General features: G+C 46.8%; 24 protein-coding genes and 1 pseudogene. 9 read left to right on the forward strand and 16 right to left on the reverse strand.

What is annotated here, in order from left to right; genetic code table 11:
* Window positions 1-1,023: 1,023 nt before the first annotated feature.
* From AYK67_RS17570 to AYK67_RS07095, 3 genes and pseudogenes are all read right to left on the reverse strand, one after another.
* Window positions 1,024-1,437: pseudogene (locus tag AYK67_RS17570) on the reverse strand (DNA translocase FtsK 4TM domain-containing protein); the annotation flags it as partial.
* Window positions 1,438-1,440: 3 nt separating this feature from the next.
* Window positions 1,441-2,664 (reverse strand): aminotransferase class I/II-fold pyridoxal phosphate-dependent enzyme, encoded by a 1,224-nt coding sequence (locus AYK67_RS07090; protein ID WP_082735690.1) that lies wholly within the window; start codon window positions 2,662-2,664, stop codon window positions 1,441-1,443.
* 291 nt (window positions 2,665-2,955) lie between these two features.
* Window positions 2,956-3,201 (reverse strand): DUF1674 domain-containing protein, encoded by a 246-nt coding sequence (locus AYK67_RS07095; protein ID WP_173645108.1) that lies wholly within the window; start codon window positions 3,199-3,201, stop codon window positions 2,956-2,958.
* Between the two features lie 283 nt (window positions 3,202-3,484).
* On the opposite strand from AYK67_RS07095, the gene htpX reads away from it, so the two are divergent.
* The 5 genes from htpX to AYK67_RS07120 all read left to right on the forward strand — a co-directional run bounded on the left by htpX (window position 3,485) and on the right by AYK67_RS07120 (window position 11,480).
* Entirely contained in the window at window positions 3,485-4,519 is a 1,035-nt protein-coding gene (gene htpX, locus AYK67_RS07100) for a zinc metalloprotease HtpX (protein ID WP_068084237.1), read from the forward strand.
* Between the two features lie 183 nt (window positions 4,520-4,702).
* On the forward strand, window positions 4,703-6,115 hold the full coding sequence (locus tag AYK67_RS07105) for an RsmB/NOP family class I SAM-dependent RNA methyltransferase (protein ID WP_082735691.1): 1,413 nt from the start codon (window positions 4,703-4,705) through the stop codon (window positions 6,113-6,115).
* 100 nt (window positions 6,116-6,215) lie between these two features.
* The gene (locus AYK67_RS07110; RefSeq protein WP_068084239.1) at window positions 6,216-7,934 is read left to right on the forward strand and encodes a heparinase II/III family protein; all 1,719 of its coding nucleotides are present in this window, start codon (window positions 6,216-6,218) and stop codon (window positions 7,932-7,934) included.
* A 153-nt stretch (window positions 7,935-8,087) separates the two neighbouring features.
* Window positions 8,088-9,704, forward strand: coding sequence for a bifunctional phosphoribosylaminoimidazolecarboxamide formyltransferase/IMP cyclohydrolase (gene purH, locus AYK67_RS07115; RefSeq protein WP_068084243.1), 1,617 nt, complete (start codon window positions 8,088-8,090; stop codon window positions 9,702-9,704).
* Between the two features lie 240 nt (window positions 9,705-9,944).
* Window positions 9,945-11,480: an ArnT family glycosyltransferase gene (locus tag AYK67_RS07120; protein WP_068084246.1), complete on the forward strand. Its 1,536-nt coding sequence runs from the start codon at window positions 9,945-9,947 to the stop codon at window positions 11,478-11,480.
* A 3-nt stretch (window positions 11,481-11,483) separates the two neighbouring features.
* Here AYK67_RS07120 and AYK67_RS07125 read toward each other — a convergent pair whose 3' ends face one another.
* From AYK67_RS07125 to AYK67_RS07140, 4 genes are all read right to left on the reverse strand, one after another.
* The gene (locus AYK67_RS07125) at window positions 11,484-12,293 is read right to left on the reverse strand and encodes a nucleotidyltransferase domain-containing protein (RefSeq protein WP_068084249.1); all 810 of its coding nucleotides are present in this window, start codon (window positions 12,291-12,293) and stop codon (window positions 11,484-11,486) included.
* Between the two features lie 145 nt (window positions 12,294-12,438).
* Window positions 12,439-13,173, reverse strand: a complete 735-nt coding sequence (locus AYK67_RS07130) for a fumarylacetoacetate hydrolase family protein (RefSeq protein ID WP_068084252.1) — start codon at window positions 13,171-13,173, stop codon at window positions 12,439-12,441.
* 249 nt (window positions 13,174-13,422) lie between these two features.
* Window positions 13,423-13,944, reverse strand: coding sequence for an alkylhydroperoxidase, AhpD family (gene ahpD / locus AYK67_RS07135; RefSeq protein ID WP_068084255.1), 522 nt, complete (start codon window positions 13,942-13,944; stop codon window positions 13,423-13,425).
* Between the two features lie 193 nt (window positions 13,945-14,137).
* Window positions 14,138-14,689, reverse strand: a complete 552-nt coding sequence (locus tag AYK67_RS07140; protein WP_068084258.1) for a peroxiredoxin — start codon at window positions 14,687-14,689, stop codon at window positions 14,138-14,140.
* A 248-nt stretch (window positions 14,690-14,937) separates the two neighbouring features.
* On the opposite strand from AYK67_RS07140, the gene AYK67_RS07145 reads away from it, so the two are divergent.
* The 3 genes from AYK67_RS07145 (at window position 14,938) to rpmF (ending at window position 16,912) form a co-directional block, all read left to right on the forward strand.
* Window positions 14,938-15,855: a hydrogen peroxide-inducible genes activator gene (locus AYK67_RS07145; protein WP_068085290.1), complete on the forward strand. Its 918-nt coding sequence runs from the start codon at window positions 14,938-14,940 to the stop codon at window positions 15,853-15,855.
* A 61-nt stretch (window positions 15,856-15,916) separates the two neighbouring features.
* Window positions 15,917-16,576, forward strand: a complete 660-nt coding sequence (gene mtgA, locus AYK67_RS07150) for a monofunctional biosynthetic peptidoglycan transglycosylase (RefSeq protein ID WP_068084261.1) — start codon at window positions 15,917-15,919, stop codon at window positions 16,574-16,576.
* 153 nt (window positions 16,577-16,729) lie between these two features.
* The gene (rpmF, locus tag AYK67_RS07155) at window positions 16,730-16,912 is read left to right on the forward strand and encodes a 50S ribosomal protein L32 (RefSeq protein ID WP_068084264.1); all 183 of its coding nucleotides are present in this window, start codon (window positions 16,730-16,732) and stop codon (window positions 16,910-16,912) included.
* Between the two features lie 164 nt (window positions 16,913-17,076).
* Here rpmF and phbB read toward each other — a convergent pair whose 3' ends face one another.
* Together phbB and AYK67_RS07165 are read right to left on the reverse strand one after the other, a co-directional pair.
* Window positions 17,077-17,805, reverse strand: a complete 729-nt coding sequence (gene phbB / locus AYK67_RS07160; RefSeq protein ID WP_068084267.1) for an acetoacetyl-CoA reductase — start codon at window positions 17,803-17,805, stop codon at window positions 17,077-17,079.
* 161 nt (window positions 17,806-17,966) lie between these two features.
* On the reverse strand, window positions 17,967-19,148 hold the full coding sequence (locus AYK67_RS07165) for an acetyl-CoA C-acetyltransferase (protein ID WP_068084270.1): 1,182 nt from the start codon (window positions 19,146-19,148) through the stop codon (window positions 17,967-17,969).
* Window positions 19,149-19,421: 273 nt separating this feature from the next.
* On the opposite strand from AYK67_RS07165, the gene phaR reads away from it, so the two are divergent.
* Window positions 19,422-20,015 carry a polyhydroxyalkanoate synthesis repressor PhaR gene (gene phaR / locus AYK67_RS07170; protein WP_068084273.1) on the forward strand — a complete coding sequence of 198 codons (594 nt, stop codon included), beginning with the start codon at window positions 19,422-19,424 and terminating at the stop codon, window positions 20,013-20,015.
* A 112-nt stretch (window positions 20,016-20,127) separates the two neighbouring features.
* On the opposite strand, the gene AYK67_RS07175 is transcribed toward phaR, so the two are convergent.
* The 7 genes from AYK67_RS07175 to AYK67_RS07210 form a co-directional block, all read right to left on the reverse strand.
* On the reverse strand, window positions 20,128-21,573 hold the full coding sequence (locus AYK67_RS07175; protein ID WP_068084276.1) for a pilus assembly protein: 1,446 nt from the start codon (window positions 21,571-21,573) through the stop codon (window positions 20,128-20,130).
* 229 nt (window positions 21,574-21,802) lie between these two features.
* On the reverse strand, window positions 21,803-22,444 hold the full coding sequence (locus AYK67_RS07185; RefSeq protein WP_206597510.1) for a Crp/Fnr family transcriptional regulator: 642 nt from the start codon (window positions 22,442-22,444) through the stop codon (window positions 21,803-21,805).
* Between the two features lie 64 nt (window positions 22,445-22,508).
* Window positions 22,509-23,396 (reverse strand): cation diffusion facilitator family transporter, encoded by an 888-nt coding sequence (locus AYK67_RS07190; protein ID WP_068084284.1) that lies wholly within the window; start codon window positions 23,394-23,396, stop codon window positions 22,509-22,511.
* 213 nt (window positions 23,397-23,609) lie between these two features.
* Entirely contained in the window at window positions 23,610-24,230 is a 621-nt protein-coding gene (locus AYK67_RS07195) for a DsbE family thiol:disulfide interchange protein (RefSeq protein WP_068084286.1), read from the reverse strand.
* A gap of 21 nt (window positions 24,231-24,251) precedes the next feature.
* Window positions 24,252-24,440, reverse strand: a complete 189-nt coding sequence (ccmD, locus tag AYK67_RS07200) for a heme exporter protein CcmD (RefSeq protein WP_068084290.1) — start codon at window positions 24,438-24,440, stop codon at window positions 24,252-24,254.
* Window positions 24,440-25,207: a heme ABC transporter permease gene (locus AYK67_RS07205; protein ID WP_068084293.1), complete on the reverse strand. Its 768-nt coding sequence runs from the start codon at window positions 25,205-25,207 to the stop codon at window positions 24,440-24,442. The genes ccmD and AYK67_RS07205 overlap by 1 nt, the downstream gene beginning before the upstream one ends.
* Window positions 25,208-25,488: 281 nt before the next feature.
* Window positions 25,489-25,959: a MarR family winged helix-turn-helix transcriptional regulator gene (locus AYK67_RS07210; RefSeq protein ID WP_068084296.1), complete on the reverse strand. Its 471-nt coding sequence runs from the start codon at window positions 25,957-25,959 to the stop codon at window positions 25,489-25,491.
* Window positions 25,960-26,002: the final 43 nt, after the last annotated feature.

Raw genomic sequence — 26,002 nt, forward strand, 5'->3', positions numbered from 1 at the left:
AGTGTAAGGTAATTCAGCAGTAGGCACGTGATGGTCAACAATTGCTTTTATCTGCTCCGAGCTATCATCGCCTTGCGCCAGATTTTCATCGCTATTTTGCGCAAAAGTAGCCTCTGGATCACGCGCATCAAGCGCACCTAGGCTATCAGCACGCTCACTATGATCGCGAACAAATGACGGTGTTACTGAAGGTCCCTCAATTTCGACACCGAAATCATTTTGGCCATAGTCAAGAGCCTCTTGCTCAATAAGGCCATCATTTCTGGCAGCGTCATCTCTGTACGCATGATCATCATCGGCTTGAACAGTCCGCTCATACCCCCGGCCGTCATCAAGAGCTGCCACATCTAATGGTAACTCTTGCGCCATCTCATGCAATTCGTAGGGGTCATCCTTTTTAGGCTTGGCAAAGCGCTTTTCCACGTTTTGCTTGAACCGACCCAGTAGGCCCGGATTTACATCATTTTGCGCCGCAACGACCCTCGGGCTGTCATGCGAAAGCTCACCCATACCTGCGGCGTCATTTTCCCCACCTACCTGCTGATAATCATCCTCGTATTCAGGCTCTTCAGGCAAATAAATCCGTGTTTTACGCTCACTTGCTGTTTCACTAGCGGCTGCATATTCTAACGGTTCATCTGCGAATTCATCAATATTGGCATACTGCGGTTCCGCGGGTTTGCGTGCAAAAACACGCGCTAAATATGCACCAGCCATCAAGCGCCAATGCGTAAGCGCACCCATTGTTGCAGAAAGCCGGCTATCCTCATCTTCGTCTTCTTCTTCACCAGCAAGATAGCCGCTATCAGCACCGTACTCTCCATCCAGTGCATACGGATTTTCCAACTTCCCAAGCCAACCACAGCTATGAAGCAGCAACAAAGCCGCAGGCCCACCAAACATACCAATCAATAATATGTTTTGCATATTCTTGTGCAGGCTATCGGTAAATACAGTGGGTATAGAAACCACCCAATCACCAATGAAACCACCCAACCCGGTAGGTAATGGCCATTGCTCATTCGGCGGAATGAGCGCAATCAGCCCCGCTCCAAAAAGAATAGCCAACAACCAGCTCAAAACACGCCGCCTCGTCAGGCCGGTAAACCCTTTCCAAAACAAACGTGCGCCAACAATAAATGCAGGAAACAATAGTACCAGTGCGCCCAACCCAAACGCTTGCATTAGTAAATCGGCAATAATTGCGCCGCTTGAACCAAGTGCGTTGGCAACAGGCGCGTCAGTTGCATGTGATAAGCTAGGGTCCGTGACCGACCAAGTGCCCAGCGCAACACCAACACCGCCTGCAACAAGAATATAAACAACACCGATCAAAGAACGAATGTTACGTTTCAGCAAGCGCCGTAAAGGGCTTTGCGTATCTTCAAGTGAAATCCGGTTGGAGCCATATGGCGGCATGGCAGAAGAGTGCTGCATCCTTTACTCCATACAAGTCAAAATCCGTTGAAAGGCTTCTCGGCTCACCTCAAGGTTTTCAACCAAGGCGATACGTACAAAATCGGCCCCCGGGTTTTGTCCGTCGGGCATGGCAGAGGCTAAATATTCACCCGGCACCACACGCAATCCTGCTTTTTCCCAAAACAGTTTTGCAGCCTTCACCCCACCGCCGAGTTGGTGCACATTAAGCCAGATAAAAAAACCGCCAGCACAGGTAATTGGGCCAAACACAGGCGCCAGCATCTCTTCTGCCAACGCATACTTTTCATTATATAAACGACGATTTTCGATAACATGATTTTCATCGGCAAAAGCTCGACAGGCAACCGCTTGTACTGGAAGAGGAACTTGCGGTGCTGCCACATTTCGAAAGTCCGTAAAGAACGCGATAAAATCAGGATCTCCAGCGGCAAAACCGCAACGCAAACCCGGTAAGTTAGAGCGTTTGGAAAGTGAATTAAAAACCACTACGTTTGCAAAACCCTCTTGCAAACTATCAGCGGCCTCCAAGGCCCCAACCGGAGGCTCATCGCGGTATATTTCTGAATAACACTCATCAGCAAAAATAAAGAAATTATATTGCCGCGCCAAGCCAATTAATTCCCGCCAATAAGAAAGTGGCGCAACAGTACCCTGAGGGTTGGCAGGAGATGCAAAATAAAACGCAATTGTGCGTTCTAGCAGCTTGGGGTCAAGCTCAGCCAAAACGGGCAGGGTGCCATCTTCCTTTTCAGGCAATAACACCGCTTCAGCCCCGGCCATGTGCGCACCAGCCCCATAAGAGTGGTAATAGGGGTTTGGTAAAATTACGCTTAGCTGTTCATCAGCGCTTTTTAACCCCTTTGCCAACCAGTAGTCTCTTGCAGCGGTACAAGCAAACACCAGTCCCTCGCGAGAGCCATTGAGCGGAATAACACTACGATCAGCATCGAATTCTTGTTGTAGATTAAAGCGCTTAACCAACCAGTTGCCAACAGAGGCACGAAACGCCTCACTGCCCTTCACTGGTGGATATTTGCGAAATAAATCAATATTTTGCGACAAGACCTCGCCAACAAAAGCCGGGGGTTCATGCTTTGGCTCACCAATAGTCAACGTAATTGGTGGCTTTCCGGGCTCGCTCTCCCCCAGCAAATCACGGAGGCGTTGAAAAGGGTTGCCACCACGAGGCGGTTTAGTTGCACAAATTCGATCAGTCGCTGTCACTTAAATCTCTTGGTTCTTTACAATCTTGCTTACTGCGCCACACAATAACAGTGAGAGGTAAATCTCGTATTAACCATAAGCGCAATCAACCAATAACAAACCAATATGGCACTAAAGTGGAACAACCCTGCCGCAACGAAGATCTCCATGCATACACTTAAACAGGCACTCAGATCAGCCAGCTAAGCAGATACGGCTAAAACCAAATCTCTGGCTCACATATTTTAGGCCTCAAGGCAAACCGCCAAGTTTCGACTTATCTATCTTCAATGACAAGCACAATTAGAGTGCTCAAAAGTCACTCGTAATTCCCTTAACTTCCCAGTCGTTATAGCGTGCAGGGTCCAACCCGCCACGACCATTTAGCTCTTTTTGCGCACCCTTTGTAATCGCGTCAATTTGTGTACGGCGTGCTTCGGCTTCTCTCAAAGCCCGTTGGGCGGGCGCTGGCAAGTCCTCAAAGCGCTTCTTCTCCGCAGCTTCCTCTTTCCCCGTACCAGAGGATGCAACCTCACGCGCAGCAAAATGATCTGAAATGTTTAATGATTGCTTTTGATCGCTCACAACTATTCCTCCTCCTCACATTACGTCCTGCATAAAACAGCGTATGATCTTCAAATGCAATTGGCACTTAAAAACCTTGCAATGCTGTAATTTAATGCCAAATAATCAATAAAGCACTCCCAATGCGAGTGCTATGCTGTTTAAGTTAAGCACTTCATTGATAAAATCAGGCTATTTTTACAGCTAACTTTTTTAAAAACACCAAGGGCACGAAGCTTTAAGGTAAAACACAATACGCGCCAGCGGAGTTAATACGATGAATTATGTAAGAACCGGCATGTTGCTGGCTGCAATGACTGCCTTGTTTATGGGGCTTGGCTACCTCATTGGTGGACAAAGTGGCATGCTTATCGCATTGTTAATTGCCGCTGCAATGAACATGTTCAGCTACTGGAACTCTGACAAAATGGTGCTCTCCATGCACGGCGCACAACAAGTGGGCCCGCAAGAAGCCCCAGAGCTTTACAACATGGTCGCCACTATGGCCCAGCGGGCACAATTACCCATGCCTAAGGTTTACATCATTGATAATCCACAGCCAAACGCATTTGCTACGGGCCGCAACCCGGAAAATGCTGCGGTTGCTGCGACAACCGGCCTCTTAAACTCTCTCACCAGAGAAGAAGTCGCAGGCGTAATGGCTCACGAGCTGGCTCATGTGAAAAATCACGATACATTAATAATGACCATAACCGCCACTATTGCTGGCGCCATTTCCATGTTGGCCAACTTCGCTTTCTTTTTTGGCGGCAACCGCGATAATAACAACTCAATGGGGATTATTGGCACAATTGCCACCATGATTTTAGCTCCGATCGCCGCAAGCTTGGTACAGATGGCCATTTCCAGAACCCGCGAATACTCAGCGGACAAACTAGGAGCGCAAATTTGTGGCAACCCCATTTGGCTGGCTCAAGCACTCAACAAAATTGCGGGTGGTGCAGCACATATACCCAATCAAGCGGCAGAGGATAACCCGGCAACAGCGCATATGTTCATCATTAACCCTTTGTCAGGGCGAAATGCCGATAACTTGTTTTCTACCCACCCAGACACTGGCAATCGTATCGCCGCTCTTCAACAGCAAGCCGCAGAGCAGGGCATAAACCCAATGGGTTTCCATGGCGCTACCCACCAAACACAATCTACTTCACATGCACAAGCCGAGGCAAAAGGGCCTTGGGGTAGCAGTACCACACATGAAGAGAGGCAAAACGACGATATTGGACCATGGGGCGGACAAAGGCAAAACACCTCATCGGCAGACAAACCAAAAGGGCCTTGGGGCTAATTTGTGGAATTCTGCATCAAACCAAGCAATCATTCGGTAGGGCTATGGGGATAATTCATAGCCCCATGCCACAATCCCCCTTGAATTTCCTTATGTTTACTAACTAGAACAGCATTCAACCATGGCATCTTTGCCAATAAGCTATGCGGGCAGGCGCATGGCCTTACATAACTGGAAAAATTCATGACCGCGCCCAAACGCTCCGCACAAAAAAGAAAAACAAACACCCCCCACAAGAAAGCGGAGCCAAAACAAACACCGCAATCATTACCCGGTTATTTTCCACGTAAAGTCGCAACCGATCTTTTGGGGAAAGTCCTAACCAAACGAATGCCCCTAGATGGTGAACTGGACTTACAAAACGGCCATCCAGGCTATAAAAAACTTGAACCAGCAGACCGAGCTTTAGCCCGCGCCATTATTGGCACCGTTTTACGTCGCCGTGGGCAAATTCAAAACGTACTCGACACCATGCTAGAGCGGCCCATACCAGAAAAAACCGGCCGCGCACTCGATATTCTTCATATTGCCTGTGCCCAGATCCTCTTTATGGCAGTGGCCGACCACGCCGCAGTATCTTTGGCAGTGGAACTTGCAGGTGCTGACAGCAGAGCCCGCCCATACAAAGGGCTTATAAATGCAGTGCTGCGCCGTGTAACCCGTGAGGGGCAATCTATCGTTGAACAGCAAGATGAAACTGTCCTCAATGCACCGGAATGGATGTTTGCACGCTGGACCAATGCCTACGGCCTTGAAAACGCAAAAGCCATCGCAACCGCTCACCTGAATGAGCCTTATCTGGATATTACGCTCAAAGCCGGACAGCCGGAATTGTTGGACGAGCTGCAAAAAGAAATGAACTGCGAGCGTTCGCTAGGTAGCAGCTTGCGCATGCAGCCCAAAGGTGGTGTCGAGAAGTTACCTCGCTTTGACGATGGCATCTGGTGGGTACAAGACAGCGCAGCCGCTGTTCCTGCACGGTTACTAGGCAATATTGATGGTAAAAATGTCGCCGACTTATGCGCCGCACCCGGTGGTAAAACCATGCAGCTTGCTTCAATGGGCGCAAATGTTACCGCCGTTGATATTTCCGCACGTAGGCTTCAGCGGCTGGAACAAAATTGCAAGCGAATGGACCTGTCAGTTGCCACAATAACTTGTGACTTGAAAGACTATCAACCAAATCAGAAATTTGACGCAATTTTGCTTGATGCCCCCTGTTCCGCAACGGGAACAATTCGCCGTCATCCGGATGTCGCATGGTTAAAGCGCGAAGCAGATGTGGAGAAGCTAGCTGAATTACAATACGAAATTCTAGAAAAAACCTCAAATTGGCTCAGTCCGGGTGGTCTATTAGTCTATTGCACTTGCTCACTGGAACTTGAGGAAGGCGAATTACAAATTCAGCGCTTTCTCTTGGAAAACCCCCAATTTTCGCGCGTACCAGTTACAACAGAAGAGTTAAATGGCTGCAGCGAGGCAATAACAGCGCAAGGAGATTTCCGTGCGTTACCTTGCCACAATAAAATGAAAGATCCTCATCTAAGTGGCTTAGACGGTTTTTATGCAGCCCGATTGCGCTTCACCCAGAACTAGCATAAATGGTTAAAAGATGATTAATGTCACTTATTTGCTGGCAATGATAAATCAAGATTTGACTTTGAATTATAGTAGGTAACAAAGGATACAGGTGCCAATGGCTATCGGGTCAGTGTCAGAAAAGCTGCGCCTCATGCGCTTGTTGGCACGTAGCTACTCAAAATCTAGCCTAAAGTGGTTCTCAACAGGGCTACTTTCACGCAGGGCCATGGTCGGCCCCGCGCCTGCACGCCTGCTTATTGCGCCGCAAGATTTGCGGACAGCTGATGCCTTTAACGCTTCAGACATTTACGCGGGACGCTTTTTGTTTGCCGGCCAGCTGGTAGAAACTGAAAGCAAGTCGCCATTCACAATCAAATCCCCCGGCGATGATTGGTCACGCTCACTCCATGGTTTTTCATGGTTGCGTCACCTACGTGCCGCAGGCACACATGTTGCCCGTAAAAATGCCCGCGCTCTGGTGGAAGACTGGATAAAAGAGTGCGGTAATGGCCACACCATTGGCTGGAAGCAAGATGTCATTGCCCGCCGTGTCCTCAGTTGGCTTTCTCAATCCCCCATGTTGCTGGATGGTTGCGACGCCCAGTTCTATCGCCGGTTTATGCGCTCTATGTACCGGCAGGTACGCTACTTACGCCGCTCGATGGCCTATGCGCCAGATGGAGTACCGCGCCTTACCATTGCGATGGCCATTGCCTGTGCCTACCTTTGCATGGAAGCCCAGAGCAAATCATTAGCAAGAGCATTAAGCCAACTGGATGATGAATTAAAACGCCAGCTGCTGCCCGATGGTGGTCACATTTCCCGCAATCCATCTGCTCTGGTGGAAATTCTGGTCGACCTATTGCCACTTCGTCAGGCAATTGTCATGCGCGGACAATCGCCAACCCCGGTGATGATGGAATCTATTGACCGCATGATGCCTATGCTGCGTTTTTTCCGCCACGGTGATGGCACATTCGCCCACTTTAATGGCATGGCATCAACCCAGGCCGATCTTGTCGCAACCATTTTGGCCTATGACGATGCCCGCGGAACAGCACCGGCAAGTGCACCATACTCCGGTTATCAACGCTTGAGTTGTAATGGTGCGCTCGCCCTTATCGATTGCGGTGCACCGCCCCCAATAGCACATAGCAGCGCAGCACATGCCGGTTGTTTGGCCTTTGAATTTTCTTCAAGACGCAACCGTATTATCGTTAATTGCGGTGTTTCTGCGCGGCAAAAGTCTCAATGGCGTAACGTTGCTCGCTCTACCGCTGCCCACTCAACAGTTGGCATCAACGACACCTCTTCTTGTCATATATTAACGGGGTCTCGGTTTGAAAACCGCATTGGTACACCTGTATTGTCCGGCCCACGCGCAGTTGCGATCGAGCGCAATGATACCGAGCTATACGAGAAGCTATCAGCCAGTCATGATGGTTACTCGAAACGATTCCACCTGCTACACGAGCGCGAGCTAACCCTTTCTAAGGACGGAACAGTACTGGACGGCAGTGACCATTTCACATGGACACAGCAAAAGCGTGGCGCTTGCGAGTATGCGATTCGCTTCCATTTACATCCGCAAGTGAAATGCTCACCAGTACAATCCGGTCAGGCTATTATCTTGCAATGCGACGATGGCGAAGGCTGGGAGTTCTCGGCAGAAGGCCATAAGCTCTCGCTGGAAGAAAGTATCTACTTGTCCGATGCCTTTGGTCACCGGCGCACCAGTCAGATTGTCATCGAAAGCCGTGTTACAGAGCACGATCGCATAAACTGGATGCTGCGCAAAACTTCCGAGGGTAAGGGGCGGAGAAAATCTTCATAGAGCGGAGAATATTTCGCAGTTTTCCGCCATTTTTCACAGTTTCAGTTTTATTTTGCCAAACTTCTAGAATCAGCTCAGCTTTGTCTTTTCAACAAAAGTTTTCCGTGTTAGAGGGCGCCATAACTCACCTTCAATCCCATAAGGATTTTAAAAATGGCTGTGGTGTCTAAAGGCATTCCTGCACCTGATCTTGTTTCAGTTAAGCGTGCACTTCTATCAGTTTCCGATAAAACCGGTCTCATTGACTTTGCAAAGGCATTAGCCGCACAAGGTGTTGAGTTGGTCTCCACCGGCGGAACACGCAAAGCACTGGCAGACGCGGGCCTCACAGTCAAAGATATTTCCGAAGTAACCGGCTTTCCCGAAATCATGGACGGCCGTGTTAAAACACTGCACCCTTCAGTACACGGCGGCTTACTTGCCATTCGTGATGATGCCGATCATCAAACAGCGATGACAGCTCATGGAATCACCGGCATTGATCTGCTCTGCGTGAACCTCTACCCATTTGAAGAAACCGTCGCAGCAGGTGCCGATTACGCCAACACAATCGAGAATATCGATATCGGCGGCCCGGCCATGACACGCGCCGCAGCTAAAAACCATGCCTATGTCACCATGGTAAGCGACCCGCAAGACTACTCATCTGTTATTGAAGCCCTGCAAAATAATAATGGCCAGACCACGCTGGAACTGCGCAAAAAGCTTGCACAAAAAGCCTTTGCCCGTACAGCTGCTTACGATGCCGCCGTTTCCAACTGGATGGCAGCACAGCTAGGTGAAACAGCTCCCGATTACCGTGCTATTGCCGGTAAGCTTAACGAAGTAATGCGCTATGGCGAAAACCCGCACCAAGCAGCGGGCTTTTATGTCACTGGCGAGAACCGACCCGGCGTCGCCACCGCCAAACAGGTGCAGGGCAAAAAACTCTCCTACAACAACATCAATGATACCGATGCCGCCTTTGAGTTAGTAAGCGAATTCGACCCTACCAAAACCAGCGCTGTTGCCATCATCAAACACGCCAACCCTTGCGGCGTTGCTGAGGGTACAAGCATTCTACAAGCCTATGAACGCGCACTGGCATGTGATCCGGTTTCTGCTTTTGGCGGTATTGTTGCCCTTAACCAAAAGCTTGAGGCAGAAGCAGCAGCGGAAATAACCAAAATCTTTACTGAGGTAATTATCGCGCCAGATGCCAGTGAAGAAGCTATGCAGCTTGTCGCCAAGAAAAAGAACCTGCGTCTTCTACTCACCGGTGGCCTTGCCGATCCACGTGCCGAAGGCCTGTTCGTCAAAACCGTTTCTGGTGGCCTTCTCGTGCAAAACCGCGATAACGGCATGGTTGACGATCTCGATCTGAAAGTCGTCACCAAACGCGCGCCAACTGAGCAAGAGCTAATTGATTTGAAAATGGCTTTCCGTGTCGCCAAACATGTGAAGTCCAACGCGATTGTCTATGTAAAAGATGGTGCAACCGTGGGCATTGGCGCTGGCCAAATGAGCCGCGTCGACAGTGCGCGTATCGCTGCTCGTAAAGCACAGGACGCCGCCGAAGCCATGGGCTTGCAAGAACCACTCACCAAGGGTTGCGTGGTGGCATCTGATGCGTTCTTCCCGTTTGCCGATGGCCTGTTATCTGCCGCAGAGGCCGGCGCTACAGCGGTTATTCAGCCCGGCGGCTCCATGCGTGATGATGAAGTTATCAAAGCAGCAGACGAAGCAGGGCTCGCTATGGTCATGACAGGCATGCGCCACTTCCGCCATTAACGGCACATGAAATCAAATAAAGTTCGTTTAGTTGCCCATTTGTAATTAAACAGCAAAAAAGCCGCCGATAATCACGGCGGCTTTTACTTTAACTATTAAATATAAGCTACGTTACGTAATATATAAAATCAGTCTATTCCTGTATAGTCAGCTATAAATAAGGGAGCATATATAAAGTAATGGCAAAGGGTCACAATAACCCTATAACTTCACTATGTATAAAACGGTAGTAAAGCCCCAATGCTTAAAACATTAGATGTTTCAACATCAAATAATAGTTACACTGACAAAAAAAACAATATAATAATATTTGGCTTATCTGCCAATTTCGGCCATATAATTTTCATTTACTTCCTTCTGCAAATCATACTTAGAGTTGCCATAGGTAACTCTCTTGGCACGGATGAAGCAGAGCAAATCATTACCGCGCAAAGCTTCGAATGGGGTTATGGCTCGCAACCTCCATTGTATACATGGCTAGTAATTGGCGTGTTTCAGCTCTTCGGTCCCACGCTTTTCTCCCTCGCACTTCTAAAAAACGCCTTACTGTGCTTGGGCTATTTCGGTATCTGGTCAGCAGCAAAAAAAATCGGCCCTCCACGTTTTGCAGTTTTGTGCACTCTATCTGTATTTTTCTTGCCGCAAATATCTTGGGAAGCCCAACGCGCCCTAACCCATTCAGTCCTACTTTTCACCTGCGCCTCATGGACAATCTATGGCTTTATCAGCCTGCAAGAAAAGCCTGATCTTCTCAAATCCATCGGCTTTGGCCTGTTAATTGCAGCTGGCCTTATTTCCAAATTCAATTATCTTTTTGTTTTTGCTGCCTTAATTTTCGCTCTAAGCTGTCACGCGCAAGGCCGCGCCTATCTTTTTTCAAAATACTTCTTCATCTCTATAGGTGTTGCTGCGCTATTACTCACGCAACCAATGCTATGGAACATAAATCACCTAGACCTTGCCGCATCTCGTGTTAATAAATTTGGAATGGAGGCCGGCTGGCAAACAGCATTTCAAGGACTATGGGCATTTGTCACGGCCTCGTTCAATTTCTGCGCTGTAGTATTCGCCCTTTATCTACCAGTGCTCTTCAAACCATTACAAAACAGTAGTATCGCAAGACAAAATGTTAACAAAGCTCATCTTGACTATCTAAAAACAGCCCTTTTCATTGGGCTAGTCATTGTTGCAATTACGATTGTTGCTTCTGGGACAACAAATGTTAAAGATCGTTGGTTGCAGCCCCTATTACTATTGGTTCCTATTGTTATTGTTGGCCACTTTTGGGCTAAACTTCATGATCGCCATATCAAATACTTGTATGTGAGCGTCGTTATTTGTGCCATAGCAATCATTATATTTCTGCCATTAGCCCTTACCCATGGCACATTCAAAAAACCGAGTATACAGCGCTTTCCATCGCAAATAATTGCACTACAGCTTAAGCAGGAAGGTATCAAAACCGTTATCACCAACTCAAATGCTCTGGCAGGACAGCTCGCTTTCCATAACTCTGAGCTCACCGTTGTTACACTTGAATACTCAGTACTGGATGTACCCCATTCCAAACCGCTTGCAATAATCTGGACGGGACCTCAAACAGCACAAGTTCCACCAAACATAGCACAGCTATATCAACGGCTTTATAATGAACCACTGAGGCCACAACAAAAGCCTACACACAACATTTTACCTTTAACGCAAACGCTTGCTTCTCGCATCAGCCAACAGCCGATTATACCGTTTCCTTACAATCAGCTGATTATTGAAAACTAGCGATCAAGGCCAATCGCTTTTAACAATTTGCCGAAAGAGCATATCCGCCTCATCGCGTAGCCCCTGCGGCTTGGGGGGCGAGGCAATGGAATGCGCCAAAGCAAATTCATGTTCAATGAGCTGATCCAACGCTGGTATGGCGGCACCCACTGCCGCCTCGCCAAGCTGTGTCTTGATAGCAATCAGGTCTTCCACCGTTGCTAGCAACTCCTGCGACAAGTCAAGAGGCTTCACAAGCTCTTGCAGGTTCATAGGCGGTGTCGTACCCGGCAAAAGGCGCATCCAGCGCAAAGCCAGAGCAGGGCGTAATACATAAAAGTACTTTTTAAGATTAATCTCGTCTTTTCCATCAAGGTAGCGTTGCCGCTGTATCTCTCCCTGCTTTAAATAGTGGTAGATACACGCCTTGTTGTAGCTGGCTTGCTTTGCGATCGCCATCATTGACTCACATACATGCTCAAGCCAAATGTATTGGATAGGGCTGTGCAACCACTCTAGCAGCACAGGGTTAGACTTCAGCATTAAATTGAAGGATTTGCGCAAATCCCAGCCGCTTATATCAAGCTCGTCATCAATAGGCAGCTCGATGACATCGCGCTTGGCTTCAAGGCTTAAATACCAGTCCATCCTGTGAACATAAACAAATCGCACATCATAATCGCTGTCATTAGAAGGAAAGCCCCAAGCGCGGCTACCACTTTCTATGGCAAGAAGAATAGTCACATCGTGCTGGCGCTCAATCTCTGCCAGCGCTTCCATAATACGTCCACGCATTTGAGGCGCGATACTGGGTACAAAAGGTTTTAAAGCCATAACAATTCAGTCTCATTTTAAAACTGTAGAGTGTCCTGTTTCCCATTCACAGTCCAGTACCGCTTTTGCAAATCAAATCATAACAAGGCAAGCGTCCACAACCAGCTCATACTGCCAGTAATAAACGCTGCCCGAAACGGTAACCTTACAAAGTCACAGCCACTTCGCTGCCCAACTCGGGAAAGCTGGCTTTAACTTGCGAGCCAACCGGATAATAAGTACAGCCCGAGAAAGAGCCTGTGGTAATAATTTGCCCAGCTTTAAAGCCCCCACAGTGTTCACCAATACCTTTCAAGGCATTTTTCAAAAGTGCCACCGGGTCTCCCAAGCCATTGCGGGCAGGACCATCAATAATGCTCTCGCCGTTGATATCCAGTTTCAATACCGCTTCACCCAGCTTGCTGCGGTCATACTTGGGTATTTCATCACCAATCACAAATCCTGCATTGCCCATGTTATCAGCAAGGTTAAGCGCACCTTTAGCTTTCGATGGCTCGGCGAGGCGATGGCGAACAAGCTCGATCACCATGTAAACTTTGCCAATCGCCTCCCACAAGGCATCATCGCTCAAAGGCAAGACTTTCAAGTCCTTAGTCAGCTCAAACGCCACTTCAATTTCAACACCATAAGCGATGCCTTTTCCTTCCGAAAAATCCGCACCACTACGGCAAATATCCCTGGTAAAAATAGGGGCAAATAGTGGTGTACCTTCACCATCCTTGGCTATTTTCCAAGCGCCAATAGCGCCGTACTCTTTGGCGCTCGTGCGCTGAACGGCAAGAGCATCTTCGTTACTAAGGATATGTGCAGGGTAATCCTCAGGGGCAATGCGCTTATCGGCATTACGAGCAGCCATCAACTGTTGTGCTATCTCTTGCATATTCTCTCCATGCTTCGCAGCGAGTTTATTTTTAGTTATTTAAGTTGCGAAATATTTATGCCCAAAGGCATCATAGTTATGCGGCGCAATCCAATGAATTGCAAAAGCATTTGCAGCCTTCAACAGCCTACCATAGCTATCAATAGGGATTATACGCAGCAAAACAGGCACACCTTGACGGGCATGCCTGTAAAAAAGCTAGCTTGGGTACGCTTGAACGCGACAAGCACCGCAAGCACAAATCAATAATTAAGCCTCAGCTTCCAACGCCACAGCAGCTGATTGAATGATCGCTGCATAGCGTACAGCAGTCTGGATCATTTCCGCGGTGACCCCTGCTTGTCGCAGCACAGCTTCGTGGCTGTCAATGCACATACCACAGCCGTTAATAGCCGAAACCGCCAATGACCACAGTTCAAAATCGGCTTTATCAACGCCCGGCTTACCAATCACATTCATCCGCAATTTGGCAGGCATAGTCTGGTACTGTTTGTTAGAAGATAAGTGAACAAAGCGATAGTACACATTGTTCATACCCATAATTACTGCAGCTGCTTTTGCCGCTGCCAGCGCTTCAGCCGAAAGGTGCGGCGCGGCTTCTGCCAGTAAAGCTTCTTTTACACTCTGGTTACGGCTGGCAATTCCACATGCAACCAAAAGCCCATACTTTTGTTGCTCAGTGAGGCTCTCGTCAGTCGCCAAGGAGCCAAGGTTGAGGCGAACATCTTTGGCGTAGTCGGGCACTGCGGATTTTAAACTATCAATAGACATGACCTGAATTCCTATTCTATGTGAGATAGAGAGGCGTCGGGGTCAGCCTTACCCATAGTTGCGCGCCAGACTATTAGGGCAATTGCTGATCAAAGAAGAAGAAATACATCAACACCATAATTAACAAAGGTGCCGGTGAATGCCCGGGGCCTACGCCCCGGTACAAATATCGGTTGAATAAGCAAAAGGCTTATTAGGCAGCCAGAGTTGCGCCGCCAACTTCACGGTTACATGGGCACAGCTCATCGGTTTGCAATGCATCCAGAACACGCAAAGTGTCTTTAGGGTTACGGCCAACATTCAAGTTGGTTGCATAAACGTGCTGGATTGTGTTCTCGTTATCGACAACAAATGTGTAGCGGTAAGGCACACCATCTGGCGAACGCACACCAAGGCCGTCAACCAAAGAACCATTCGTGTCGGCAAATGCCCAGATTGGCAACTTGTCAAGATCCGGGTGGTCACGGCGCCATGCCAGCTTACAAAATTCGTTGTCGGTAGAACCGCCAAGAACAACCGCATCACGATCTTCAAATTCTTGGGCTAAACGTGCAAACTCAGCAATTTCAGTTGGGCAAACAAAAGTGAAGTCTTTTGGGTAGAAGAAGATAACTTTCCACTTACCTTCAAAAGATTTTTCAGTGATTGGCTCAAATGCACTTTCACCGTTTTCTTCGTGATTATTAAAACCAGGCTTCACTCCAACAACTTCAAATTCTGGAAGTTTTTCACCAATACCGAGCATCTGTCTCTCCTGTTTAATCAAACCTGCGGTTTCCCGCATTTAATCTTAAAAACTGTTGTTGCTTGCGCTATTGCGCTGCAAGTGAGACTGTTATGCAGATCAAATAGCAATCGGTCAAAACGATAATAACGAACTAACCTATCGCTTTTTTTAATATTTAGTGTTATAAAGAAAATAGTCCAATAAAATCAATGGGCTTTAGAATTAGAACAGTTACAAATATTTCAGTGTGTCAAGCTGCCGCAGTCATGTTACCAACACTCAGACAACTACAATACTTCAAATCACTAGCAGAGTTTTTGTCTTTCTCCAAAGCGGCGGAGGCAAGCAATATAACCCAGTCCACACTCTCGGCATCGATTCGCCAGCTTGAGGATATCTTGGGCTGTGAGCTGGTGGACCGCTCAGGACGTCAGCTGGTTCTCACCGAAGATGGTAAAAAGGTTTTAGAGCAAGCCTCAGCACTTTTGCGAGATGCGCAAGATCTGGTGCAAGGCGTTAAAAGCCGCCACTCACCGCTTACTGGCCGCTTTCGTCTGGGGGTTATACCCTCCATATCGCCTTTTTTGCTACCGCGCATGCTACCCGCACTACGGCAAAGATACCCTGATTTGCAATTGTACCTTAGAGAAGACCTCACCAGAAATTTAGTAGCAAGTTTGCGCGAGGGGCGCATAGATGCCGCCCTGATAGCCTTTCCATATAATACAGAGGGCTTTATTTCGGCAGAAATTGGCATGGATGAGTTTTATCTGGCTGTACCGGATAACCACCCGCTAGCCGATTTAGATATGGTTGGCATTGATGCATTGGCAAGCGAGCGCTTATTGCTGCTGGAAGATGGCCATTGCCTGCGCAATCATGTGCTCGCGGCAACCAGTGGGCGTATTGCCCCTCCGGATGAAGATATCAAAGCCACCTCGCTCACAACTCTTGTGCAAATGGTAGATAATCACCTCGGCATCACGCTGGTGCCTCAAATCGCAGTAGAGGCGAATGTCACATTTGGCACCAACCTCAAACTTATCAAGGTTGATGATGCCCGCGCTTCACGTAAACTAGGCCTCATTTGGCGACGAAAATCATCTTTTGAAGGCAATGCAAAACTTCTATGTGACGAAATGAACGCGTTGCTTAAAAATATGCGTGAACCAAACCGTAGTTAGAATATAAAGTAATCCTCATCCAGCCATAGCTACAGGATCACCAAACACACATTGGAATTATATGCGCAAAGCTCTTCGCAACATTTTAATATTTATTTTAGCAACACCGCTAATTCTGTGCGTTGCCTATAAGTTTATTCCCGCAAGCTCCACGCTGATGCTTTACCGCAGTCTCACAGGCACTCCCGTGTGGCGCACCTATGTCCCACTAGAGCAAATCTCGCCCAAACTAATTAAAGCTGTTATTGTTTCCGAGGATGCCAAATTCTGCCAACACAACGGTGTCGATTGGCCAGCGCTAGAAAAACAAATAAACCATGCACTGGCTGGGGAAAACGTCCGCGGTGCCAGCACTCTGTCCATGCAGTTGGCAAAAAACCTCTACCTTTGGAATTCACGCAGCTACCTACGAAAAGGGCTCGAGGTCCCTCTAGCCTTAATGACAGACTTTGTATTGGGCAAGCGCCGCGTTTTAGAGCAGTATTTGAACGTGGCAGAATGGGGGCCGGGGGTGTATGGTGTTGAAGCTGCTGCACAAACTTACTTTGGGGTGCACGCAAACCAGCTAACCGGTTATCAGGCTTCTGTGCTGGCAACATCCCTACCCAATCCACTAGGGCGTAACTCCGCAAATCCTCACAGTAGACAAAAACGTTTGGCTACGATAAACCGCAATCGCGTGCATAAGGCTGGGGATGTTTTGAGCTGTTTACAGCCCTAAACCATCATATCAAAATTATTTTTTGTTAAAGGCTGGCATATTCTGCAATTACCCTGTATAAACCGCGCCATTCTGATAGTTTGCGTGTGAAAGCACGCTGACTCCACGTGCGCATACCGTCGTACGTGAGTTTAGGCACAAGAGAGAGCTACGATGGCAGTTCCAAAGAAAAAAGTATCGCGTATGAAACGCGGCTTTCGCCGTTCTGCGGACGCCCTTGGTCAGCCGGCATATGTGGAAGACAAGGATTCGGGCGAACTGCGTCGTCCGCACCATGTTGACCTGAAAACCGGTATGTACCGTGGTCGTCAAATTCTTCAGGCTAAAGAAGACTAAGTCTGAAGCGCACAAGCGCGAATGAATTGGGCCGCTCCCGAAAGGAAGCGGCCTTTTCATTTTAAAAGCTTGCAGCAGCCATACCTTCACGCAGACACAAAAAAACATGCCCACTTGTCAGCAGGCATGCTATCTATCTTATGCAATGAATTTTAAGCCGTTAGCTAGCCGTTTGCGATATACTGCGCACCATTCATTGTCATGACAGCACCAGTCATAAAGGCCGCCTCTTTAGAAGCCAGGTAAGTCACCAGACTGGCAATCTCTTCAGCTTTTCCCAAGCGGCCAACAGGTATCTGCCCAATAATGCTTTCCAGTACCTTTTCCGGTACCGCAGCAACCATATCGGTATTGATGTAACCGGGGCATATACAGTTCACGGTAATCCCCTTACGGGCATTTTCCTGTGCGAGCGCTTTTGTAAACCCAATAACACCTGCTTTCGCAGCCGAGTAGTTGGTTTGCCCGATTTGGCCCTTTTGCCCATTAATAGAAGAAATATTAATGATACGGCCCGAACCGCGCGCCCGCATGCTCTCAACAACTGGACGGGACATGGTAAACATAGAGTCCAGATTTGTGCGGATCACCTGCGACCACTGCTCATAATCCATTTTATGAAACCAGCCATCGCGGGTAATACCCGCATTATTCACCAGCACCTCAACAGCACCAAGCTCGGCTTCCACCGCCTGCACACCGGCAACACAAGCCTCAGGGTCACTTACATCCCATTTAAATGTCTTAATCGAAGTTTGATTGGTAAATTCCTCAGCCTTTTGGCTGTTTCCTGCATACGTAGCCGCAACGTCATAGCCCTTTTCCTTCAAGGCAATAGAAATTGCAGCCCCGATTCCCCGTGTTCCACCCGTGACAATCGCAGTATTACTCATAAAACACCCCTGCTTTTTAAAATATTGGGATATAATTCACTCCTATAGAAAATAATAATGGCGAGGATATTACAACCTCGCCATTCGTTATTATTTAAGCTTTATTACCTAACATTTTGTAGTACTAAAAATAATGTAGAAGATTTAATTGGGTCTTAAGTCTAACGTTTAAGACACATAGCAACACCCATGCCACCACCGATGCAAAGTGTCGCTAAACCTTTTTTCGCCTGACGTCGTTTCATCTCGTGCAACAAAGTCACTAAAACACGTGCCCCAGAAGCACCAATTGGGTGACCAAGCGCAATCGCACCGCCATTCACATTCACTTTTTCAGGATCAAGGCCAAGACCTTGGTTCACTGCAATTGCCTGTGCCGCAAAAGCCTCATTTGCTTCAACAAGGTCCAGCTCGTCAGCTGACCAGCCTGCCTTCTGCAAAGCTTTTTGCGAAGCAGGAATAGGACCGGTTCCCATGATAGCAGGGTCCACACCCGCTGTAGCCCAAGAGGCAATAGTCGCCAATGGCTCAAGGCCCCGCTTGTCAGCCTCTTGCCGCGACATCAGCACAATCGCTGCTGCACCATCGTTGATTCCAGATGCATTGGCAGCGGTAACAGAACCCTCTTTCGCAAAAGCAGGCCGAAGCTTCGCCATACTGTCCACTGTGGCACCATGACGAATATATTCATCATCTTCAACAACGCGCTCTTTACGTCGTTCCACAACCGTTACAGGGGTAATTTCATCCTTAAAACGACCAGCCTTTTGAGCAGCTTCCGCTTTGTTTTGTGAGGCAACAGCAAATTCGTCTTGCATCTCACGGCTAATCTGAAACTTTTCAGCAACATTTTCAGCTGTTTGCCCCATATGATACCCGTTAAAGGCATCCCATAGGCCATCTTTAATCATGGAATCGACCATCTTGTAGTCGCCCATTTTCACACCGGCGCGTAAATGCTGGCAGTGCACAGACAAAGACATGTTCTCTTGGCCACCAGCAACAATAATATCAGCATCGCCAGTTTGAATTTGCTGCATCCCCATAGCAACAGTACGCAAACCAGAACCACAAACCTGGTTTATAAGCATGGCTGTCGAGCTATCGGCAAGCCCAGCATTTCTTGCAGCAATACGGGCAGGGTTTTGCCCTTGACCTGCGGTCAATACTTGACCAAAAATCACTTCATCCACATCATCCGCAGCAACGTTTGCTTGCTCAAGGGCAGATTTAATAACTGTAGTACCAAGGTCATGTGCCGGTGTATTGGCAAACGAGCCATTAAAAGACCCGATTGGCGTACGTGTGGCACTTACAATAACAATTTCATTTGCTGAACTCATGAATGGCTCCCTGCCAATTGGTGCGGACAAGCACTTAAATGCATGATTGTAAGATATAGGTAATGGTCCGCGCGTAACTTTACGTGTGAAAGACTATTCACTTTTAGGCGCATATTGCCAGTTAAATATTCATTTTTCGCATACGACAATAGTCGGTTCATAAAACTTTCGCTATTGTGGGTTGCTAGCACTACAGCTTCTTCTAAGCTTGACAGTGCATACAAACAAAGCTTGGTATAACTTAGTGCAATGCTGCAAAAGAAGGTACAAACAATGGTCGCCGAAAAAGAAGCTATCGTAATTAAGAAATATGCCAACCGACGGCTTTATAATACCGGCACCAGTGCCTACGTGACCTTGGAAGACCTTGCACTTATGGTAAAGGCCGAAGAAGATTTTGTTGTTGTCGATGCCAAAACAGGCGAAGACCTCACCCGCACAGTGCTAACCCAGATAATTGTCGAGCAAGAAAGTAAAGGCCAAAACCTCTTGCCTGTTACCTTTTTGCGCCAGCTTATTCGTTTCTACGGCGATTCAATGCAAAATCTGGTGCCCAGTTATCTGGAATATTCCATGGCTTCGCTCACCAAGGAGCAAGAGCGCATGCGCGAACAAATATCGCATCAAATTGGCAGCTCGGCTTTTGAAATGATGGAAGACCACGTAAAACGCAATACCGAAATGTTTAACAAGGCCATGAACATGTTTGTGCCGCTTTCTACAGAACAAGAAAGCAGCGAACCCAAAACTGCAGCACAGCCCACCAATACACAAAAGCAACCGCAATCTGGCGAGTTGGACGAGCTCAAACAGCAACTAGCAAAAATGCAAAAGCAAATTAGCGATCTGGCCAATAAGGGCTCTTAAAAGACAAGTCGTATTTTCTAGGCTATTAACGAGTAAATAAAGCGTATCAACATAAAACCTGCAGATACGCTTTAATTATATTAACCCAACAAAATACTAAAGAAAAACCAAACTATTTTGCAATGACAATATTATCAAATTTCTTAGCAAATTCTTGGAAGATTGAATTTAGCTTCCCACTTTTTGCAACCTTAAAGTACTCTTTACTTGTTACGCATTTACGTAAAATCTTACCTGTTTGAGTGTTAGAAACATCTTGACCACTAGTCATAAAAACAGCTGCAATCACGACACCCTTTTTCTTTAATTCATTGCAGTATGCTAATGAATACTTGCTATTTAATGTCGAGTTGAACCTTTCATTTGAATCCCATTTATATTTACCATGACCATATTTTATATTTTCAAATCCGGTATTAAATTGGCCATCTGTCATTAGTAAAAGAAATTTCTGATTTGATCCATCATCATACTTTTTAGCCTTGCTTTCTTTCCAAAAGTCATTCCACTCTGGCGAAAGTGCGTACATACCCCAAGAGATTGCAGCCATCCCGTTTGTTGTGCCTCTCGTTTTAAACTTCGATATAGCACCAATCAGCTTTGACTTATCATTAGTTAATGGGACAAGCGGTGAATAATATGGGCAGTCATTCGTTCCTGCGTAAATCTTTAAAACCTTATTTTTCTTATCTTCACTCAACATATAATCGTCAGGTATATATGGTTGCCTTCTGAATTCATTACCCTTCTTTCTTATACGGTTTGTCATACAAAAGTGATTATTGTAAGGTTTTTTATTTACAGTACTATTTTCAAATCCGTTAAATACAGGGGTTTCAAATTTCACTTTTTTCTTTTTATTACCCCCCTTCTTTTCCACCTCTGTTTCTTCATAACTAATGTTTGTGTCATCAAGGTTTATTGCTGTACCTTCTGAGTAAGGAATTAGAGAAATCATTGCATTATACTTGGCTGTATCTTCAGTTGGAAAGAAGTAGTTAATAAATCCTTCTGATGCCGTTTTCAATTCCTTAAGTCGAGTACCGTAATTCATTGAATCTGTAAGGTCCAAAACCATGGCAATTTCGATTTCCTTAGTACCGTAACCCACCTCAGTAGAGCTACCAACATCTAAGTTCGAAAAGGAATCATCCTCACTCCAAACTTGAAGCAACCTAATGAAACTAGTCGGTACCTCAGCACTTGCCACAGCATTAATTCTGCTTGTTTTTTGATTTATTGTTATATTACTTACATCAAATATTATTTTTACATCCGCATAAGATGCTCGCCGCATATTACTATTGAACAAACTCACCAACGTATCTTTGGCATCATCTTCGCTAATCTTGGTTTTGGTAAGCTGGCTGGCAACGGCCAAAGCTGCATTATCAAGCGCACGGCTCATTGCCCTTTTAGTATTTATTGCCCGCCCAAAATCTATTGCAGCGCCTGCCAGTACAATCAGCACAACCATAAGCAATGCAGTAATAATAGCAATAACGCCCGAACGGTCAGCGCCAAACTTAAATAGCTTTTGGTGAATTCTTTCAAGCATAACAATAGCTTCCCATTAACTCATGCTTGTAATTAATAGCAATATTGTTATCAGTGGGCTTTGAATTTCCAATGAATAAAATTACAGTTAAACTATTGGTTAATTTTAAATAAACCTGCTTATTTCCAGTAAAATATTTGTTCTGATTTTGCCAAATAGGTTGAAATAGCTTTTCAAAACGAGAAATTAACTTAGCTGCTTTCACTCAATCGCTTTTGCTGCATTGGCCCTAGCTTAGTAACTTCACACCGCCGCGCCGCAACTCAACAAGTCCTTTTCGCTGTAAATCCTTTAAAAGCCGTGTCACTACTTCTCTGGCCGTTCCAAGCTCAACAGCAAGTTGCTGGTGTGTTAACACAACCTCTTTTTCATCATTGGCCAAGTCACGCAGTTTTTGTAATAACCGCTGATCCATACGTTTAAACGCAACCTCTTCAATAATTAGCAGCAGCTCGGTAATGCGCTTGGCGTAGTCTTTAAAAACAAAAGATCGAAAAGCGGCTGAGCACCCCAACAGCATCTCAAAACATCCATGGGGTATAACAACACAGCGCACTTCACTCTCGGTTCTGGCTTCGGCGCTATATGTCTCTCCAGAAAGCAGGCAAGAAGTCGTTAAAATGCAGCTTTCTCCTTTGGCCAGACGGTACAAAACAATTTCCCGACCGCTTTCGGTTATTTGCTGCACGCGCACTCTTCCACTCAGTACCATCACCAAACCTGGCGGGGTATCTCCTGGCGAAAACACAGGTGCATCATATGGCAGCTCCATAAATTGTGCTGCCTGCAAAAGCTGCTCTTTATCGGTTACGCTTAAACTATCCAAAACAGCAGCATCGTCCAGCCACATCGCGCCCCGATTATCCATCATAAACATCCGTACAAGGGTAGGGCGTAGCGTTAAATCAACTTACACCCGTCTAGGCTGATAAATATTAAACAACAACAATTCCGGAATGCTTGGCATGGTTTTCCGGCTCCACGTGTATGCTCACACGCGCTCCCGGCATTTCCTTGGCAATACCGTCCTCAATACGATCACATATCACATGCGCATCCGCAACACTCATTTCACCGGGTACAACCAAATGGAAATCAACAAACGTCACATGTCCCGCATGGCGTGTGCGTAAATCATGCGCTTCTAGCGCGCCATCGCCATATTTGGAAATGAGTGATTTTAAAGCTTCCTGCTCTTCCTCTGGGGCGGCTTCATCCATTAAACCGGCAACAGAATCTTTCACAAGCTTCCACCCTGACCACAAAATGTTGATAGCGACCAGCGCTGCAATAGCCGGATCCAGCAGCGTCATACCGGTTAAGTACACGCCAATAAAGCCCAGTACCACGCCGACAGAGGTGTAAACATCAGTCATGATATGCTTGCTGTCTGCCACCAGAGCAGGCGAGCGGTTCGCTCTCCCAACCCGCATCAAAGCCACAGCCCAAAGCCCGTTAATAAGCGAAGAGCCAAGGTTAAGCAGTATACCTCCAACAGAGTAGGAAAGCTCATAGGATTGTGTAAAGCCTTTATAGGCACGAAATAAAATAACAACTGCCGCCAAAACAATCATCACCCCTTCAAAAACAGAGGCAAAATACTCCACCTTGTAGTGGCCATACTGGTGGTTTTGGTCCGCCGGTTTTTGCGACATATAAAGCGCACCAGCTGCAGCCAGTGCTGTCGCAATATTCACTGTGCTTTCCAAAGCGTCCGAATAAAACGCAATAGAGCCGGTATAAAGATAGGCAAGTGACTTAATGCTCAAAACAATTATGCCAACAACAATACTGCCGAGCGCAAATTGCATGCTCTTGCTCATAAAATCCACCTAATTCATAGAACCAACGGGCCGTGCCCCGTCAATAGCGCTATTGATACCAGCTTGATAGCCCGCAATAACACAGGCGGGCCATTTATGTATGGTCGTGCTCATGTTGCACAGGCGCTTCAATCCTGCAAGCAATCATTCATTCAATTAATAATGGGCAAGCCTAGTACTTATATAAGCCCGCGTTGAAAATCGCAAAACCAACTAGTTCGCGTTAATAATTTTTTCCAGTTCAGGTAGGAAAACCTGAGAGTAGTTTGTTTTATTCAATGGTCCAACAAACTTATAGCGTATCATGCCAGCCCTATCGACAATAAAGGTTTCTGGCACACCATAAACACCCCAATCAATACCAACCCGGCCCTTATCAGCACCTATCAAATCATAGGGGTTCCCCATTTCTTGAAGGAACTGAACTGCCTTTGCCGGAGGGTCTTTATAGTTTAGCCCAGCAAGCTGTATGCGGTCATCCTTGCCTAGCTTTTTAATAAATGGGTGCTCTGCGCGACAAGGCCCACACCAGGAGGCAAAAACATTGACAACCGTTACCTTGCCAGCAAAATCATCGCTCGTAAAAGCAGGAACCTGTTTGCCATTTTTCATGGCTCCCACCAGCATTGGCAGCTGAAACTGCGGGGCTTCCTTGTTAATTAGGGCAGAAGGTAATTTTTGCGGGTCGTGACCGGAAACAAGCCAAAAGCCCATGAGCAAAGCCAAACCACTAAAAACAATGAGTGGTAGCAAAAAAAGCGGATTTTTACGAATGCTACGCTTTGTAGGCTCGTTTTCTAGCTCATGTGCGCTATTAGCATCATTTTCGGACATATTGTTCTCTTGTTTTATCTTTTACCGGCGTGGTGCATTGGCAGAGCGGCGCTTAATACCGGCTTTTTCCAACTGTTCCAATTCATTATCAAGTTGTTTTTTGTCAGCCTTGATCCACCACAACAACATAAGAATTACAAAGGCACTCACCGAGTAGGCTGCAATGATGTAACCTGCATGACGACCAAGGTCGAAACCTAAAAGCTCCATTAGTTCGCCTCCTGCACACCAGCAAGTTTATTCACAGCCGGGGCGGCACTTGCGCTACGCATACGCATCGCCCGTATTCTGCGCCGGTATATTTCATTACGCATAGCCATAAAATGAAGCGTCATTAACAATAGCGTATAAGCAAGCGCCATCATCAGCAGTGGTACGAGTATCGATGTCGTAATTGCCGGGCCATCAGCCTTAAATACGCTAGCCGGTTGATGCAGCGTATTCCACCAGTCAACCGAAAACTTGATAATCGGCAGGTTAATTGCCCCGACCAGGGTCAGCACTGCATTGGCTTTACCGGCTTTTATCGGGTCTTCCACCGTTTGCCAAAGCGCAATAATGCCAAGGTACATAATGAACAATATCAGTACAGATGTCAGCCGCGCATCCCACTCCCACCAAGTGCCCCACATGGGTTTACCCCAAACAGAACCCGTAAATAGTGCAAGAAAAGCAAAGGCAGCCCCAATAGGCGCAGCCGCTTTTGCCGAAACATCGGCCAATGGGTGCTTCCAAACCAAAGTACCAATAGAGGAGGCCGCCATCATGGAATAGCAGAACATGGCAAGCCATGCAGCCGGTACATGCACATACATTATGCGCACAGTATTACCCATTTGGTAGTCTTGTGGAGCAGTAAAGAACGCCATGTAGAGCCCGAGGGCAAAAGCTATCAGCGTAGCACCCACAAGCCATGGCAGAACACGCTGAACAAGGCTCAGGAAACGAGTTGGATTTGCAAGATCAAATAGTGTCATAGAATCATTCTAATCTCTAGCTCGGGTCGCATCAATGCTTACTTAGCTTGTTGATGCTGAACTGGCGTTGATTATCCGCAATGCTACGTGAAAAACTATACACCATGTCAAAACATCAAGTGTTTTTTCAGCTCTAGCCGGTTGTCAGGCACTAGCTAAAACTAAGCCGACATTTTAAGTATGCCTTATATCTATTATTAAGGCCATTTAACGGCAATGCTTCAAATATATATAACTCTAATAATTTCTCCTAACAATTACAAGTAATTAGAAATTAGAATTTACTTAGTTTGCAATTTTACTTTCAAATTGTCACGCAATTGTCGAATATCATCACCCAGTTGTTGCGCCGCTTTTTCGCTTAGGCCTGTTGTTTCAAAAACACACCCAACCATCTCGTCTATTTTGGGCAAAAGGGTGCGCCCTTTATCGCTCAACTCAATGCGCACCAGTCTTTCGTCTTTTTCATCTCTACGCCTCACCACAATCTCCGCTTTTTCCAAGCGTTTTAGCAACGGTGTTAAGGTGCTGCTTTCCAGTTGCAGCTTATGGCCAATTTCACGAACCGTAATATTATCGCTCTCTCGCAAAACAACCAGCACCAAAAACTGCGGATATGTTAAACCAAGTGCATCCAAATGCGGTTTATAAACACGGTTCATCATGTGCGTTGCCGAGTACAGTGCAAAGCATAAATGCTCATGCAAACCCACTATTTTGGGCTCTTTAGCCACATCAAAGATATCACTCATTCCTACTCCTTTAATCCAACTCCATAATAATTTGCGCACGACT

It is taken from the genome of Polycladidibacter stylochi (assembly GCF_001562055.1).
GTDB classification, from domain to species: Bacteria; Pseudomonadota; Alphaproteobacteria; order Rhizobiales; family Stappiaceae; genus Pseudovibrio; species Pseudovibrio stylochi.